The sequence below is a fragment of the Pseudomonas caricapapayae genome, from assembly GCF_001400735.1.
Taxonomy (GTDB): Bacteria; Pseudomonadota; Gammaproteobacteria; order Pseudomonadales; family Pseudomonadaceae; genus Aquipseudomonas; species Aquipseudomonas caricapapayae.
The window spans coordinates 1-16,247 of record NZ_LJPW01000012.1 but is presented as its reverse complement, the minus strand read 5'-3'; the positions used below and the strand labels follow the sequence as shown (position 1 = coordinate 16,247).

Genomic DNA, 16,247 nt, shown 5'->3' with positions numbered 1-16,247 from the left:
CCCTGCAGCTGCAAGCGGGCGAACTTACCAGATCAAATCGGAGTGCGCTACTCCCGGTTGTCGAGCATGACGACGCCGTCTGCTTACAGAGATGGCCATTTCGCATCTGTCTTCCACTTAAATGAACTCCAGTCGCTGAACACCGTCGTAGCTTTCTTTTATTCAGCGTTCGGCGACCGGGTTTTTCAGCCTGTAAACCCACCACTGGGCGGTCGGTTCGGTAGAATCATGCCGCGTCGTCATGACAATCATGTTTTTAATGCGCGCACCTATAAAGGAATACCCATGACCCAGCTCTACAGTGCGCGCAGTCGCGCCATCGAACCTTTTCATGTCATGGCGCTGTTGGCGCGTGCCAACGAATTGCAGGCTGCGGGTCATGATGTCATTCACCTGGAAATCGGCGAACCCGATTTTACCACCGCAGATCCCATCATCAAGGCTGGCCAGGCGGCCCTGGCAGACGGCAAGACCCGCTACACTGCCGCGCGTGGTCTGCCGCAATTGCGCGAAGCCATTTCCGGGTTTTACGCCCAGCGCTACGGGGTTGATATCGATCCCCATCGCATTCTGATCACACCGGGCGGTTCTGGGGCCTTGTTGCTTGCCAGCAGTCTGCTGGTCGATCCAGGCAAGCACTGGTTGCTGGCGGACCCTGGTTACCCGTGCAATCGGCATTTCTTGCGTTTGATCGAGGGCGAGGCGCAACTGGTGCCGGTCGGTCCGCAAGAGCGTTATCAGCTGACCCCTGAGCTGGTGGCGACGCACTGGAATCACAACAGTGTCGGCGCTCTGGTGGCATCACCGGCCAATCCGACCGGCACCCTGTTGAGCCGCGACGAACTGGCAGCCTTGTCTCAGGCATTGAAAGCCCGCAGTGGGCACTTGGTGGTGGACGAGATCTATCACGGCCTGACCTACGGTGTGGACGCCAGCAGTGTGCTGGAAGTTGATAACGACGCTTTCGTTCTCAATAGTTTTTCAAAGTATTTCGGCATGACCGGATGGCGTCTTGGCTGGCTGGTCGCGCCACAGGATGCCGTGGCCGATCTGGAAAAACTGGCCCAGAACCTCTACATCAGCGCGCCAAGCATGGCGCAACATGCCGCGCTCGCCTGCTTCGAGCCGCAGACACTGGCCATACTCGAGCAGCGGCGCGCCGAGTTCGGCCGCCGCCGTGACTTTCTGCTGCCAGCGCTGCGCGAACTGGGCTTCGGTATTGCCGTCGAGCCGGAAGGTGCTTTTTACCTGTACGCTGATATCTCTGCATTTGGCGGCGATGCCTTCGCGTTTTGCAGGTATTTTCTGGAAACCGAGCATGTCGCCTTCACACCAGGTCTGGACTTTGGCCGTTTTAAGGCCGGGCACCACGTGCGCTTTGCCTATACGCAAAGCCTGCCGCGCCTTGAACAGGCGGTCGAGCGAATCGCGCGCGGTTTGCGTAGCTGGGGCGTCTGATGCGCTTTTCTCCGCAGCTTGAACAGGGTCGTCTGCTGGTGCGTTACAAGCGTTTTCTGGCTGATATCGAAACCGATAGCGGTGAATTGTTGACCATTCACTGCCCCAACACGGGCTCAATGCTCAACTGCATGATGCCCGGCGGGCGCGTGTGGTTCAGTCGTTCGAGTGATCCGAAGCGCAAGCTGCCGGGCACTTGGGAGATCAGCGAGACCCCACAGGGCAGGCTGGCCTGTATCAATACCGGACGAGCCAATACGCTGGTTGAAGAGGCCTTGCGCGCAGGGATCATTAGTGAACTTGCGGGGTTCACGGCACTCAGGCGCGAAGTGGCCTATGGGCAGGAAAAGAGCCGTGTGGACTTTCGCCTGGAGTACCCGGATGGCTATCTGTATCTGGAAGTGAAAAGCGTCACTCTGGGTTTCGATGATTCCAGCGTGGCAGCGTTTCCCGACGCCGTCACCCAACGAGGCGCGCGGCATTTGCGCGAGCTGGCGACGCTGGCACGCGAGGGCGTGCGCGCCGTGTTGCTGTATTGCGTCAACCTTACCAACGTCGATGCTGTGCGGCCGGCAAAGGAGATCGACCCGGCTTACGCATCAGCGTTGCGCGAAGCCATCGATGCCGGCGTGCAAATTCTTGCCTACGGTGTGCAGTTGACGCCGGAAGAGATTCTTATCGACCGAAGGCTGCAGGTTCACTGGCTGGACTGAACCGCACTGAAAGGGTCAGCATTCTTCATCGCCCATGGGCAGACATACCCAGATCCCCTCGGCATCTTCCCGGCTTTCAATCGCACTCAATGACTGGCCGGCGCAAGGCCCCGCAACGCATTCGCCGCTCTCGATCAGGAACAATGCTCCATGCGTGGCGCACTGAATAAGACTGGCGCTGCTGTCCAGGAACTGGTCCGGTTGCCATTCCAGAGCGATACCGCGGTGCGGACAGCGGTTTTTGTAGACGAACACATGCCCCTGACGACGTACGGCGAATAGGCTATGTTCGCCCAGCTCAAAGCCTCTGCTTTGGGCTTCGGGCAGATGACGTGAAGTGCAAAGGAATTTCAAGAAGCCTCCACAGGCCTGTTTTTCGAGTCGGCGCCTGGCCTGGGCAGTCTGACAGAGTTATCTCCACGAGTGCGTTGTCGTACAGTGCGCCTTTTACACTCTGCGTCGGTTTTTTCCTGTCTTCCTGTAGTTTTTTTCTCTAAGCAATTCGCTCGCGCCTGCTCGCCCTCGTGTCCGTATATCGTCCTGCTTATGTTTTGCAGAGTGGAAACGCCATGAAAGAGATGACAGCAGATGATGAGCGGCTGGCGCGTCAGGTCATAGGGCTGCTTGAGCTGTTTGCCCTTAACACGGACGACACCGAGCAGCGTATTGTCGGTATCTGTCAGCGCGCATTGACGCCTGTAGGGCCGGTGGCTGCGGTCTGCGTCCAGCCGCGTTTTGTATGTCTGGCGCGAACCACTCTGGACCGCATGCTGGCGCGTGGCGTCAAGGTCGTCGGCGTCGTCAATTTCCCGCATGGCAGTAGCAATATCCCGGCAGTGACCACTGAAGTGCGTGATGCGCTGATGTCTGGCGCGGACGAGATCGATGTCGTCTACCCCTTTCGCGCGCTGCTCGGCGGAGATCGGCTGGCCGGCCTTGAGATGATATCGGCTTGTGCCGCCGTGTGTGCAGGGCAGGCCAGACTCACTGCGACACTCGAAACCTGTGATCTGCGCGATTCGCAAATGATCCTCGACGCCTGCCGCGATGCGATAGCGTCAGGTGCCGACTTCCTCAAGACCTGCACGGGCAAGGCCGCCAGTCACGTCACTCCTCAGGCTGTACGTGTGATGCTTGAGTCCATTTCGGATGTGGGCGGTCAGGTTGGGTTGAAGGTCGCAGGCGGTATACGCACGTTCGACGAGGCATGTATCTACATGACGCTGGCCCACGCCCGTTTCGGTCGGCAATGGATGAATGCCGGGCGCTTACGGTTGGGCGGCTCCAGCTTGCTGGACGATTTACTGGTCAGGCTTGGCCTGCTTGAATCGCACGGCAATGGTTTTTGAGGGCGGGGCAGCTTTTCTGGCGGGCAAAAAAAGACCCGGCAAAGAGCCGGGTCAAAAACCGTGATTAGCCTGATGAGGAGATAATCTGAAAGTCCGAACCAAGGTCTTTCAGTTACCGTCCAGTCTCGCGACCGGATGTGATAATCATAACGATTCTCATTTGTAAGTCAACATTTCTTTTGCCCGCACAAACGCCTGTCCGCAGGCCTTTGTTCACAGGCCAAAAGATGCCTGACAGAACACGGCAATGGGGCGCGTACGGTTGTGATATGAAGAGAGGAGAGGCAGCAGCGCAGCGACACAGCGCCAGCCCGACATGCATTGCGCATGCAGGCTGCAACGTTGTTTTCAGTTCTAGCGGGTGCGATAGCGCAGGCGCGTGCCGAAATTGACCGACATCAGAATCTCGTCAGCCGAGAGTTCTGCAGGGAAGAACACACCCGAAATCTGTGCATGAGCGATGCTCGCGCCCTCCATTGGTGTGTGGCGCAAGTCCAGCCCGCGAAGGTCGGCGGACCGGAAGTAGGCGTCGGTGAAGTCGATCCTGGCAGTGTCCAGAGCACGCAGGTCCAGCCCCCGGAAGTCGCCCCCGACCATATCAATCGTGCCGGTTCGCGGTTTCTCTTGATTGAAACCTTCGACATCATCTCTGCGCAGCAGCATGTAAAGCGGTGAGTCGATCTGTTTGGGCTGGCTCATGATGGCCTCGGACATGTGGTTGCGTTGGAATTATGACGCCATTATATCGCCATCATTGTGAGGCCGTGAAGCATTACCCGCTCAACGGCCGTGCATCATTTTTACAGGCCTGGCAGGCGTTGGCGCAGGTTGTCGATCAGGTTGTCCAGATCGCTGCTGACATTGGTTGCAACCTTCTTGCTACGCTGTAGCTCTTCTGCACTGAGCGGCTCGCGACTGGCCTGCTGAGCCTCGATGACGTCCAGAGTTGCGTCGGAAGGATCAGTGTTCTCAGCCTGGCGCTGCGCAAGCCAGCCCGCGATCACTGCATGTGGCGCTTCGCAATCCAGGATCAGATACGGAACGCCAGTGCCTTCAGCGATTTTCGCTGTGGCATCACGCTGCTCGCGCTTGAGGTAGGTGGCATCGATCACTACCGAGAAGCCCGCTCGCAGGGTTGCGCTGGCAAGCTCATGCAGGCGTTTATAGGTTGCGCTGCTGGCTTGCGTGTCATAAAGATCCTGATTCTGGCTGGCAAAAAGGCGCTTGCGCTCTACGTCCGATCGCAGACGGATGGCACCCAGCGATTCCACCAGGCGCATCGCTACATGACTTTTGCCGACGGCTGATACGCCGTGGGTGATAGTCAGAAAAGGCGAGGGAATGGCGCTGTAGCTTTCGGCCAGATTGGCATAATTGCGATATTGACGAAGCGTCGCCGCGCGTTGCACACCGTCGGCATTGGCCGGCTGGCTGAACAGCGCTACCTTGGCGCGGACCATCGCACGGTAGGCCTTGTAGAAATTCAGCAGTTCCAGCCCCGCGTAGTCGCCGGTGATTTCCAGGTACTGACTGATCAAACGCCGGGACAGCGATTTCAGTCCACGGTCTTCAAGGTCCATTGCCAGGAAGCCGATGTCGGCATAGACGTCAGTCTTGCGGAACGGCTCGTTGAACTCGATGCAGTCGAACAGCACGACCTTGCCGTCGATCACCGTTGCATTGCCCAGATGGATGTCGCCATGGCATTCGCGAATGAATCCGTCGGCTTTGCGTTGAGCCAGCAGCGGTTTGAGTCGTGCAAAGCTCGATTCTGCCCATGCTTGTAGAGCATCAAGCTGCGCCAGATCGGTTTTTTCGCTGATCAGTGGGCGAATTTGCTCAAAGTTCTGTGTCACGGGGGCCATGACGCTGTCAGGCGAGCCCAGTTCGCTTTCCGGTCCGACCCGCGGCGAAGCGAGGTGAAAACCTGCGATCTGGCGCGCCAGTTCGTCGATATGCGCGGTCGTTACCTCGCCATTGGCTTGCAGGGTGCTGAGCAGCCCATTCTGTGAGAACTGCTTCATCTTCAGCGCGTATTCGATGACTTCGCCGTCGCCGCCCAGTTGCGGCGCGTCTTCTGTGCCGGTGATCGGCAGAACGTCGATGTAGAGGTCATCGGTCAGACGCTGATTCAGGCGCAGCTCTTCGCGGCAGAAGTGCTCACGGAGGGCCAGGGTAGTGAAATCCAGAAAACCGAAGTTCATTGGCTTTTTGAATTTGTAGGCATACGGGCCAGTCAGCAGAACCCACGAAATGTGCGTTTCGATGACCTGGAAATGCTCCACTGGATGTGGGAAAAGGGCAGGGTTCTGCAGGGCAGCAATCAAAGACTGGCTCACGGGCGATCCTTCAGGAATGTGTTCAAAATGTAAGTACGCAATGCCGCCATTATGGCCGCTTGGCGCAAGGCTGCAAACCGCTGACTCGGGCGTCTGTCGATCCTCGGTAAAGTGCGTATAATCCGCGCCCATGACTCGATCCCGCACCTCCCGTTCTCCTAAAAAGCAACCTCCCCGCAGCCTGAACAAGTGGCTGGGCTGGGCGTTGAAGCTCGGTATTGTCGCCCTGGTTCTGCTGGGCGGCCTGGCCATTTATCTCGATGCAATCGTCCAGGAGAAATTCTCCGGCAAGCGCTGGACCATCCCGGCCAAGGTCTATGCACGGCCGCTGGAGCTTTTCGTCGGACAGAAGCTGAGCCGCGACGATTTTCTCATCGAACTCGACGCGTTGGGCTATCGCCGCGAAAGCGTTGCGAATGGTCCCGGTGCTGCGGCGGTGAACGGCAATACTGTCGATCTCAACACACGTGGCTTCCAGTTCTATGAAGGCACTGATGCGGCGCAGCAGGTTCGCGTTCGCTTTTCCGGGGATTATGTGGCTGACCTGTCTTCAGGCAATGGTGCCAAGCTTGCGGTCGCACGGCTTGAGCCTTTGCTGATCGGCGGGCTGTACCCGAAGAACCTCGAAGACCGGATCCTCATCAAGCTGGATCAGGCCCCCCCGTATCTGCTCGACGGGCTGGTAGCGGTCGAGGACCGTGATTTCTATCACCACTTCGGCGTGTCGCCCAAGTCAATTGCCCGGGCCATCTGGGTCAATACTTCGCAGGGGCAGATGCGTCAGGGCGGCAGTACGCTGACCCAGCAGTTGGTCAAGAACTTCTACCTGACCAATGAACGCAGCCTGACCCGCAAGCTGACCGAGGCCATGATGGCCGTTCTGCTGGAGATTCATTACAGCAAGCAGGAAATCCTCGAGGCCTATCTCAATGAAGTGTTTGTAGGTCAGGACGGCCAGCGCGCAGTCCATGGATTTGGCCTGGCCAGTCAGTACTTCTTCAGTCAGCCACTTTCCGAGCTGAAGATTCATCAGGTGGCGATGCTGGTCGGGCTGGTCAAAGGGCCGTCCTTCTACAATCCGCGTCGCAATCCGGAGCGTGCTCTGGAGCGTCGCAATCTGGTGCTCGATCTGTTCGAGCAGCAGGGCGTAGCCACGCCGGAAGTGGTTGCCGCAGCAAAGAAAATGCCATTGGGTGTGACCAAAACCGGCACGCTCGCCGACAGCTCGTTCCCGGCGTTTCTGGATCTGGTCAAGCGTCAGTTGCGCGAGGATTACCGCGATGAAGACTTGACCGAAGAAGGGTTGCGGATCTTTACCAGCTTCGATCCGATCCTGCAGATGAAGTCCCAGGCTGCCATGGACGACACGTTCAAAAAACTGGCAGGGCGCAAGGGCTCGGACGAAGTGGAGTCGGCAATGGTCGTCACCAACCCGGAAACAGGTGAAGTGCAGGCGCTGATCGGCGGGCGTGAGGCCGGGTTCTCGGGTTTCAACCGGGCGATCGATGCTGTGCGTCCGATCGGCTCGCTGGTCAAGCCTGCCATCTACCTGACGGCGCTGGAGCGGCCAAGCCAATACACGCTGACCAGCTGGATCGCCGACGAACTGTTCCAGGTCAAAGGTGCTGATGGCCAGATATGGAAGCCACAGAACTACGATCACAAGTCCCACGGTAATATCTTCCTGTATCAGGGGCTGGCGCATTCGTACAACCTGTCGACCGCCAAGCTGGGCCTTGAAGTGGGCATTCCAAGCGTGTTCAAGACGCTCGCCAAGCTGGGTGTGACGCGGGAATGGCCTGCCTATCCGTCGATGTTGCTGGGGGCGGGCGGCCTTAGTCCGATAGAAGTCGCGACGATGTACCAGACCATCGCCAGCGGCGGGTTCAATACGCCCATGCGCGGCATTCGCAGTGTGCTCACGGCGGAAGGCGAACCGCTCAAGCGCTACCCGTTCCAGATCGAACAGCGCTTCGATCCGGGTGCCATTTATCTGGTGCAGAATGCGATGCAGCGGGTCATGCGCGAAGGTACAGGCAAATCTGTTTACAACGTGTTGCCAGGCTCATTGAATCTGGCGGGCAAGACCGGCACCAGTAACGACTCTCGTGACAGCTGGTTTGCAGGCTTCAGTCAGGATCTGCTGGCCGTGGTGTGGATGGGGCGTGACGACAACGGTAAAACACCGTTTACCGGTGCCACCGGTGCCTTGCAGGTCTGGACCAGCTTCATGCGCAAGGCCGGCCCGCTGCCGCTGGACATGGCGATGCCGGATAACGTCGTTCAGGCGTGGGTCGACGCGCAGACAGGACAGGGTTCCGACGCGAGCTGCCCGAATGCAGTGCAGATGCCGTATATTCGCGGCAGTGAGCCCCAGCCCGGCGCGACATGCGGCGGCGCTCCGGCACCTGCCACTGAGGTGATGGACTGGGTCAAGGGTTGGTTGAACTAGGCAATCGAGGGTTTGAAGTGAATAAATGGTGGATTCCAGCTTTAACGGCACTGGCCTTGCTGAACGGCTGCGCCAGTGTGGAACGCGGCTCGATTCCGGTCGTGGATTCAAGCTCCAAGGTGTCCAACGGCGAGCGTGTGACCGCTTCGCGCAATGGTGCTTACCGAACCGGCACCGCTCCGGTTCAGCAGCAGCCGCAAGCAGTGCCGCAGGATTCGGGTGTCGTGGTAATGGTGCCGGGTGCGGGTGGCGCTGATGCAGGGCAGAGCTTCTCTGCACCGACCAGTCAGACACCGTTCAGTGTCGACACACCGCCTGTCGAAGCTGCTCCGGTCAATCAGGCACCGGTCAGTCCGGCTCCGGCAAACAACAGTTACAGCATGCCCGCTGCATCTGCGCCGACCGGGATCCCGTCCAGTGGCGGCGGTCTGTCGGAAGACGAACAGCTTGACGGCCCGGTCCTGGCACTGCTGACCACGGCACAGCAACAGCAGACCAGTGGCGACCTCAACGGCGCGTCCTCCAGCCTTGAGCGTGCTCAGCGTGTTGCACCGCGCGAGCCTCAGGTGCTTTATCGTCTGGCCCAGGTGCGTCTGGCTCAGGGTGATGCGGCCCAGGCCGAACAACTGGCACGTCGCGGCCTGACTTACGCCAATGGGCGTACCAGTCTTCAGGCCAGTCTGTGGGGATTGATCGCTCAGTCTCGTGAGAAGCAGGGTGATGCGGCCGGTGCAGCGCTGGCTCGCCAAAAGGCTCGCTGATGGACGTGCGTTTGCCTGAGGTTGCCGAACAGTTGCTGTTGATAGAGCGCGAGTTGCGTGCGCTGGGCTGGTGGGACGCTACGCCACCCAGCGATCAGGCGCTTGCCAGTCAGGAGCCGTTCAGCGTCGATACCCTTGAGTTCGCACAGTGGCTGCAATGGATCTTCCTGCCGCGCATGAAGATCATCCTTGAGCGCGATCTGCCGCTGCCCAATGCCTCCGGCATTCTGGAAATGGCCGAAATGGTCTACGCCGGTCGGTTGAGCGAAACCCGCCTGCTGCAGCAGCATCTGGCGCGGTTTGACCAGCTGATCACGGCGGCTCGTTGAGGAATCTGTCTAGCGACACAATTCGTTGATGGCCTTCTCGGTTTCCTCGATACGCGTCTTGCGGTTTTCATCCGTAAGACGCCTCGACTCTCCTCCAACCTGCTCGCGCACTCGCGGATTGTTCTGCAACTGCGCAAGGTTGGTGCGCAGGTTCTCGCAATTTTCAGCGCGTTTTGCTTCCTGGGCCTTCACCTGACTTTTGACTTTCTGGTCAATGGCGCGTTGCTGCGCAGCGCCGTCGTCAGCCGGTGTGCCTGGTGCTGCGGCAGGCGGCGGTGTCTGCACATTGATTTCCTGTACCTGCTGGCCAGTGGGAGGCTGGGCGTCAAAGTGCGTCACGCCCTGAGCGTCGACCCACTTGTAGATCGAGGCGGCCTGGCTGGTTGCGCTGATTGCCAGTGTGGCGGCGAGAATCATCCAATGCATGTCGTGTCCTTGAGAGTCTGTGCATGCAGAAAACTACCATAACGGTGCATTTCAGTCCGAAACGGTGCGATTTCACCCCTCTGCTGTCAAGAAAGCGCACGGATGACTTGACTTGAAGGGGGGGAATCACAACAATCCAAAGTTCGCTGTAGAAGGACTGCCAGAAGCAGACCCTCTCGGTAGATCATGAGGCGCACACCCGCGCCGACCTGTAACACCCGCAACGCGTTACCTCGCGCTGGGTGGGAATGTTCCGCAACACTCAGGGACCTCCCAATACTTGCTCAGTCAGTGCTGACGTAGTCGGCGACCACCGTCGCTCATGCTCTGCTGGCAGTAAACCTATTAAGACCCGTCCCGGAGTGGGCGGTATTCTGGCGTTTTAGAGGTGAACAACGTGGAGCTTTTATCTGGCGCTGAAATGGTCGTCCGCTTTTTGCGTGACGAAGGCGTTGAGCATATCTACGGGTACCCGGGTGGTGCCCTTCTGCATGTCTACGATGCCCTGTTCAAAGAACCGGCGGTAAGCCATATTCTTGTTCGCCACGAGCAGGCTGCCACGCATATGGCCGACGGCTATGCGCGTGCTACCGGCAAGGCGGGCGTGGTGCTGGTGACCTCGGGTCCGGGTGCGACCAATGCCATTACCGGTATTGCCACTGCTTATATGGACTCGATTCCGATGGTGGTCCTGTCCGGTCAGGTAGCGAGCACGCTGGTGGGCACCGATGCGTTCCAGGAGACCGACATGATCGGTATCTCCCGGCCGATCGTGAAGCACAGCTTCATGATCAAGCACCCGTCGGAAATCCCGGAAGTCCTGAAAAAGGCTTTCTACCTGGCGCAGTCCGGCCGTCCGGGCCCGGTGGTCGTCGACATTCCCAAAGACATGACCAACCCGGCCGAAAAATTCGAATACGTCTTCCCGAAAAAAGCCAAGCTGCGCTCCTACAGCCCGGCGGTTCGTGGCCATTCCGGCCAGATCCGCAAGGCCGTTGAAATGCTGCTGGCTGCCAAGCGTCCGATTATCTATGCGGGCGGTGGCGTGGTCATGGGCAATGCTTCGGCGCAATTGACCGAACTGGCTCAACTGCTCAATGCTCCGGTCACCAACACCCTGATGGGGCTTGGTTGCTATCCGGGCACTGACCGCCAGTTCGTCGGCATGCTCGGGATGCATGGCAGCTACACTGCCAACCTCGCGATGCACCACACCGACGTCATTCTGGCCGTTGGCGCACGTTTCGATGACCGGGTCATCAACGGCGCAAGCAAGTTCTGCCCGAACGCCAAAATCATTCACATCGATATCGATCCGGCTTCGATTTCCAAGACCATCAAGGCCGACGTGCCTATTGTAGGTCCTGTCGAAAGCGTACTGACCGAAATGGTCGCCACCTTGAAAGAAATCGGCGAGACGCCCGACAAGGCGTCCGTTGCCGCATGGTGGAAGCAGATCGACGAGTGGCGCGGTACGGGCGATCTGTTCCCGTACAACCGTGGCGATGGCACCGTCATCAAGCCGCAGGCCGTCATCGAAACGCTGTGCGAAGTCACCAAGGGCGACGCTTATGTCACCTCTGACGTAGGCCAGCATCAGATGTTCGCTGCGCAGTACTACCGTTTCAACAAGCCGAACCGCTGGATCAACTCGGGCGGTCTGGGCACGATGGGCTTTGGTTTCCCGGCTGCGATGGGCGTCAAACTGAGCTTTCCGGATGCGCACGTTGCCTGCGTGACCGGTGAGGGCAGTATTCAGATGAACATTCAGGAGCTGTCGACCTGCCTGCAGTACGGCTTGCCGGTGAAGATCATCCTGCTCAACAACGGTGTTCTGGGTATGGTCCGTCAGTGGCAGGACATGAGCTACGGCTCCCGTCACTCGCATTCCTACATGGAATCGCTGCCTGATTTCGTCAAGCTGGTCGAAGCCTATGGCCACGTGGGCATGCGTATCACCGATCTCAAGGATCTGAAGCCGAAGATGGAAGAAGCCTTTGCCATGACTGACCGTCTGGTGTTCCTGGATATTCAGGTCGATGTGACAGAGCACGTCTATCCGATGCAGATCAAGGACGGCTCCATGCGCGATATGTGGTTGAGCAAGACGGAGCGGACATAATCATGCGCCATATCATTTCCCTGCTGCTGGAAAACGAACCGGGTGCCTTGTCTCGCGTCGTCGGTCTGTTCTCCCAGCGCAACTACAACATCGAAAGCCTGACGGTTGCGCCGACCGAAGACCCGACCCTGTCGCGTCTGACGCTCACCACGGTAGGCCATGACGAGGTGATCGAGCAGATCACCAAGAACCTCAACAAGCTCATCGAAGTGGTCAAACTCGTCGATCTGTCGGAGAGCGCTCATATCGAGCGTGAACTGATGCTGGTCAAGGTCAAGGCCACTGGCGCGCAGCGTGCCGAGATCAAGCGCACCACGGATATCTTCCGCGGGCAGATCGTCGACGTGACCGCCAGCGTTTATACCGTGCAGCTAAGTGGCACGAGCGACAAACTGGACAGCTTCATTCAGGCCATCGGCACCGCCGCTATCCTGGAAACAGTACGCAGTGGCGTAACGGGCATTGCCCGTGGCGACAAAGTGCTGAGCATTTAAATCAATTAAGCAAATGGCCTGAACGGCCAAGATAACAGGGGATTTCCATGAAAGTTTTCTACGACAAAGACTGTGACCTTTCGATCATCCAGGGCAAGAAAGTCGCCATCATCGGTTACGGTTCGCAAGGCCACGCTCAGGCGTGCAACCTGAAAGACTCCGGCGTTGATGTCACTGTTGGCCTGCGTAAAGGTTCGGCTACTGTCGCCAAGGCCGAGGCTCATGGCCTGAAAGCGACTGACGTCGCTTCTGCCGTTGCTGCTGCCGACCTGGTCATGATCCTGACCCCGGACGAGTTCCAGTCCCAGCTGTACAAGAACGAAGTCGAGCCGAACCTGAAAAAGGGCGCAACACTGGCGTTCTCCCACGGCTTCGCGATTCACTACAACCAGGTTGTACCGCGCGCTGACCTCGACGTGATCATGATCGCGCCGAAGGCACCAGGTCACACCGTGCGTACCGAGTTCGTCAAGGGCGGCGGTATCCCTGACCTGATCGCGGTTTATCAGGATGCTTCCGGTAACGCCAAGAATGTCGCCCTGTCCTACGCTTCGGGCGTTGGCGGCGGCCGCACCGGCATCATCGAAACCACCTTCAAGGACGAAACTGAAACTGACCTGTTCGGCGAGCAGGCCGTTCTGTGCGGCGGTACTGTCGAACTGGTCAAAGCTGGTTTCGAAACGCTGGTTGAAGCCGGCTATGCGCCGGAAATGGCTTACTTCGAGTGCCTGCACGAACTGAAGCTGATCGTTGACCTCATGTATGAAGGCGGTATCGCCAACATGAACTACTCGATCTCCAACAACGCCGAATACGGCGAGTACGTCACCGGTCCTGAGGTCATCAACGCCGAATCCCGTCAGGCCATGCGCAACGCTCTGAAGCGCATCCAGGACGGTGAATACGCGAAGATGTTCATCAGCGAAGGTGCCACCGGCTACCCGTCGATGACTGCCAAGCGTCGCAATAACGCTGCGCACGGTATCGAAATCATCGGTGAAAAACTGCGCTCGATGATGCCTTGGATCGCGGCGAACAAAATCGTCGACAAAGAAAAGAACTAACTTTTCCGGTTCATAGCCGGTTTACAGCCGGTTTACGAAAAAAAGCGCGACCAGTCGGTCGCGTTTTTTCGTTCTGGGTCAGGCTCTGGTATAAAGCTGCATCGTTTGCCGGCGAACCCTCGTCGCAGACCTGTGTCGAACCTTTTCATACCGCTGCAAGGTAATCTCCATGAGCGAACGTCCTGAAGAGCCCGTCAAGGCCTCTGACGCTGAAAGTCTGCTACCTATCGATGAACACGTGGAAGAAGGGCATGACGCCGAGGGCCGTCAGGTCCGGCATCGCGGCATCTATCTGCTTCCCAATCTGTTTACCACGGCGAATCTGTTCGCCGGTTTCTACTCCATCATCAGCTCCATGAGTGCCCAGAGTGCCATGAGCGCTGGTGATTTTTCCGGGGCAAGCAAGTATTTCGCATTCGCTGCCATTGCGATCTTCGTGGCGATGGTCCTCGACGGGCTGGACGGTCGCGTTGCACGCATGACTAACACACAGAGTGCGTTTGGCGCCGAGTACGACTCGCTGTCCGACATGGTTGCCTTCGGTGTGGCTCCGGCGCTGCTGGCATTCGGCTGGGCCCTGGGTGACATGGGCAAGGTGGGCTGGATGGTCGCCTTCATCTATGTGGCTGGCGCGGCATTGCGTCTGGCGCGCTTCAATACTCAGGTCGGCAAGGCTGACAAACGCTACTTCATTGGTCTGGCCAGCCCGGCGGCGGCAGGTGTCGTGGCAGGCACTGTCTGGGCATTCAGTGATTTCGGAATTCAGGGTTCCAAGCTGTCGTTTCTGGTGGCCTTGCTGGTAGCAGCAGCAGGCATGCTGATGGTCAGCAACATCAAGTACAACAGCTTCAAGGAGCTGGACCTGAAAGGGCGTGTGCCTTTCGTTGCGATTCTGGCGGTGGTCTTGGTGTTTGCTGTCGTATTCAGCGACCCGCCGCGCATTTTGCTGCTGATATTCCTCGCCTATGCCCTCTCCGGACCGATTCAGTATCTATTGCGTCGCCATAAAGCCTCCCAATGATCTAATTTCCACCATACTCCGTAGTCTATTGGTGCATCAGTTCCCCTAGGCTGCGGAGTCATCATGCTAATCAAGCTACGTTCTGCGTCCGACTCCAAAGAGTCGGACGTCACGCCTGAATCCATTTATCTCTCGCGACGCACATTGCTCGCCAGCTCGCTTGCGGGGCTGGCTGTCACGGCAATGCCGCGCTGGGCCACTGCCGCAGACGCCTCACGCTATGCCGATGTTGAGCCCGGGAAGGCGCCAGGCTGGTTCGCCGACAAGCTTCCTTCTACGCAGTGGCAGGCGGTCAACGTCAAGGACGAGGCTATAACCCCGTTCAAGGATGCGACCCACTACAACAATTTCTATGAGTTCGGGACCGACAAGGGCGATCCTGCCAAATATGCCGGCTCTCTACAGACCGAGCCGTGGAGTGTCGTGATCGATGGTGAAGTCGGCAAGCCTGGCCGCTACGCGCTCGAAGACTTCATGAAGCCTTATCAACTTGAAGAGCGGATCTACCGATTGCGTTGTGTCGAAGCCTGGTCGATGGTCATCCCATGGATCGGCTTTCCGATCTCTGCGTTGCTCAAGCAGGTAGAGCCGACTTCCAAGGCCAAATACATCCGTTTCGAAACGCTGGAGGACTCCAGGTCCATGCCGGGTCAGCGCTCGGACTTCGCCCTGATCGACTGGCCTTATGTAGAGGGGCTGCGTCTGGACGAGGCGATGAACCCTCTGGCGATTCTGGCGGTGGGCATGTATGGGCGCGAACTGCCCAATCAGAATGGCGCACCGCTGCGCCTGGTCGTGCCGTGGAAGTATGGTTTCAAGAGTGTGAAGTCCATCGTGCGTATCAGTCTGGTCAGTGAGCAACCGAAGACCACCTGGCAAAGCATTGCGGCAAACGAATATGGCTTCTATGCCAACGTCAACCCGACTGTCGATCACCCGCGCTGGACTCAGGCCCGTGAGCGTCGGTTGCCAAGCGGCTTGTTCAGTCCGAATCTGCGCGACACGAAAATGTTCAATGGGTATGAGGAGGAGGTTGGCTCCCTGTATGCCGGTATGGATTTGCGGAAGGACTATTGATGCGATACCCGTTCTGGCGTCTGGCTGTATTTCTAGCTGCTTGCGTTGCACCCGTCTGGTGGCTGTGCCAGGCATGGATTTTTGCGCTAGGGCCTGACCCCGGCAAAGTGCTTGTGGAAAATTTCGGGTTGGCAACCCTGATCATGCTGCTCATTACATTGTCGATGATGCCGTTGCAGCGTTTGAGCGGATGGCCGGGGTGGATTGTGGTGCGCCGCCAGCTCGGACTATGGTGCTTTGCCTATGTGCTGCTGCACATGGCTATGTATGCACTGTTCATCCTTGGGCTGGATTGGGGGCAGTTGGGCGTCGAGCTGGTGAAGCGTCCTTATATCATTGTAGGTGCATTGGCCTTTCTGGGACTGCTCGCATTGGCGGTGACGTCCAATCGCTATAGTCAGCGTCGCTTGGGGGCCCGCTGGAAAAAGCTGCACCGGCTTATCTATGTGATTCTGGGGCTGGGCTTGCTGCACATGTTCTGGATTGTCAGGGCTGACCTTAAAGAGTGGGCATTGTATGCGGGGCTTGGCGTTGTGCTGTTGGCGTTGCGAATCCCTGCGATCGCCCGGCGAATCCCGCGTCTCGGCGGTTCCGTTGGTGCTGTATCGAAGAAAGTTCAAAATAACGGTTGACGCCCTCTGT

General features: G+C 58.2%; 16 protein-coding genes. 12 read left to right on the top strand and 4 right to left on the bottom strand.

From position 1 onward, the window contains the following. Nucleotides 1–285 precede the first annotated feature (285 nt). Nucleotides 286–1,458, top strand: a complete 1,173-nt coding sequence (locus tag ALO80_RS02095; RefSeq protein ID WP_055007760.1) for a pyridoxal phosphate-dependent aminotransferase — start codon at nt 286–288, stop codon at nt 1,456–1,458. Beyond that, nucleotides 1,458–2,171: a DNA/RNA nuclease SfsA gene (gene sfsA, locus ALO80_RS02090; RefSeq protein WP_055007759.1), complete on the top strand. Its 714-nt coding sequence runs from the start codon at nt 1,458–1,460 to the stop codon at nt 2,169–2,171. The genes ALO80_RS02095 and sfsA overlap by 1 nt, the downstream gene beginning before the upstream one ends. 15 nt (nt 2,172–2,186) lie before the next feature. Here sfsA and ALO80_RS02085 read toward each other — a convergent pair whose 3' ends face one another. Next, nucleotides 2,187–2,525, bottom strand: coding sequence for a Rieske (2Fe-2S) protein (locus tag ALO80_RS02085; protein WP_055007758.1), 339 nt, complete (start codon nt 2,523–2,525; stop codon nt 2,187–2,189). 215 nt (nt 2,526–2,740) lie between these two features. On the opposite strand from ALO80_RS02085, the gene deoC reads away from it, so the two are divergent. Next, the gene (deoC, locus tag ALO80_RS02080; RefSeq protein WP_055007757.1) at nt 2,741–3,520 is read left to right on the top strand and encodes a deoxyribose-phosphate aldolase; all 780 of its coding nucleotides are present in this window, start codon (nt 2,741–2,743) and stop codon (nt 3,518–3,520) included. 354 nt (nt 3,521–3,874) lie between these two features. Here deoC and ALO80_RS02075 read toward each other — a convergent pair whose 3' ends face one another. Further along, a complete protein-coding gene (locus tag ALO80_RS02075) occupies nt 3,875–4,219 on the bottom strand; it encodes a pentapeptide repeat-containing protein (protein ID WP_055007813.1) in 345 nt (114 codons plus the stop codon). A gap of 101 nt (nt 4,220–4,320) precedes the next feature. Next, complete coding sequence (locus tag ALO80_RS02070) at nt 4,321–5,859, bottom strand: bifunctional aminoglycoside phosphotransferase/ATP-binding protein (protein WP_055007756.1); 1,539 nt, start codon at nt 5,857–5,859, stop codon at nt 4,321–4,323. Between the two features lie 130 nt (nt 5,860–5,989). On the opposite strand from ALO80_RS02070, the gene mrcB reads away from it, so the two are divergent. From mrcB to ALO80_RS02055, 3 genes are read left to right on the top strand one after another with little or no spacing between them, the layout of a single operon-like run. Continuing rightward, nucleotides 5,990–8,311: a penicillin-binding protein 1B gene (gene mrcB, locus ALO80_RS02065; RefSeq protein WP_055005661.1), complete on the top strand. Its 2,322-nt coding sequence runs from the start codon at nt 5,990–5,992 to the stop codon at nt 8,309–8,311. Between the two features lie 17 nt (nt 8,312–8,328). After that, nucleotides 8,329–9,072, top strand: coding sequence for a tetratricopeptide repeat protein (locus ALO80_RS02060; protein WP_162491654.1), 744 nt, complete (start codon nt 8,329–8,331; stop codon nt 9,070–9,072). Beyond that, nucleotides 9,072–9,401: a YqcC family protein gene (locus ALO80_RS02055; protein WP_054986800.1), complete on the top strand. Its 330-nt coding sequence runs from the start codon at nt 9,072–9,074 to the stop codon at nt 9,399–9,401. The genes ALO80_RS02060 and ALO80_RS02055 overlap by 1 nt, the downstream gene beginning before the upstream one ends. A 9-nt stretch (nt 9,402–9,410) precedes the next feature. Here ALO80_RS02055 and ALO80_RS02050 read toward each other — a convergent pair whose 3' ends face one another. Then, nucleotides 9,411–9,827, bottom strand: coding sequence for a DUF4124 domain-containing protein (locus ALO80_RS02050; RefSeq protein ID WP_055007754.1), 417 nt, complete (start codon nt 9,825–9,827; stop codon nt 9,411–9,413). A 397-nt stretch (nt 9,828–10,224) separates the two neighbouring features. Here ALO80_RS02050 and ALO80_RS02045 point away from each other — a divergent pair, with 397 nt between their 5' ends. From ALO80_RS02045 to msrQ, 6 genes are all read left to right on the top strand, one after another. After that, nucleotides 10,225–11,949, top strand: a complete 1,725-nt coding sequence (locus ALO80_RS02045; protein WP_055007812.1) for an acetolactate synthase 3 large subunit — start codon at nt 10,225–10,227, stop codon at nt 11,947–11,949. 2 nt (nt 11,950–11,951) lie between these two features. Continuing rightward, a complete protein-coding gene (ilvN, locus tag ALO80_RS02040) occupies nt 11,952–12,443 on the top strand; it encodes an acetolactate synthase small subunit (RefSeq protein ID WP_002552075.1) in 492 nt (163 codons plus the stop codon). A 47-nt stretch (nt 12,444–12,490) separates the two neighbouring features. Continuing rightward, on the top strand, nt 12,491–13,507 hold the full coding sequence (ilvC, locus tag ALO80_RS02035; RefSeq protein ID WP_055007753.1) for a ketol-acid reductoisomerase: 1,017 nt from the start codon (nt 12,491–12,493) through the stop codon (nt 13,505–13,507). A 169-nt stretch (nt 13,508–13,676) separates the two neighbouring features. Next, on the top strand, nt 13,677–14,528 hold the full coding sequence (pssA, locus tag ALO80_RS02030; RefSeq protein WP_055007752.1) for a CDP-diacylglycerol--serine O-phosphatidyltransferase: 852 nt from the start codon (nt 13,677–13,679) through the stop codon (nt 14,526–14,528). A 63-nt stretch (nt 14,529–14,591) separates the two neighbouring features. Next, nucleotides 14,592–15,605 carry a protein-methionine-sulfoxide reductase catalytic subunit MsrP gene (msrP, locus tag ALO80_RS02025; protein WP_055007751.1) on the top strand — a complete coding sequence of 338 codons (1,014 nt, stop codon included), beginning with the start codon at nt 14,592–14,594 and terminating at the stop codon, nt 15,603–15,605. Beyond that, a complete protein-coding gene (msrQ, locus tag ALO80_RS02020) occupies nt 15,605–16,237 on the top strand; it encodes a protein-methionine-sulfoxide reductase heme-binding subunit MsrQ (RefSeq protein WP_055007750.1) in 633 nt (210 codons plus the stop codon). The genes msrP and msrQ overlap by 1 nt, the downstream gene beginning before the upstream one ends. The last annotated feature ends 10 nt before the right edge of the window (nt 16,238–16,247 follow it).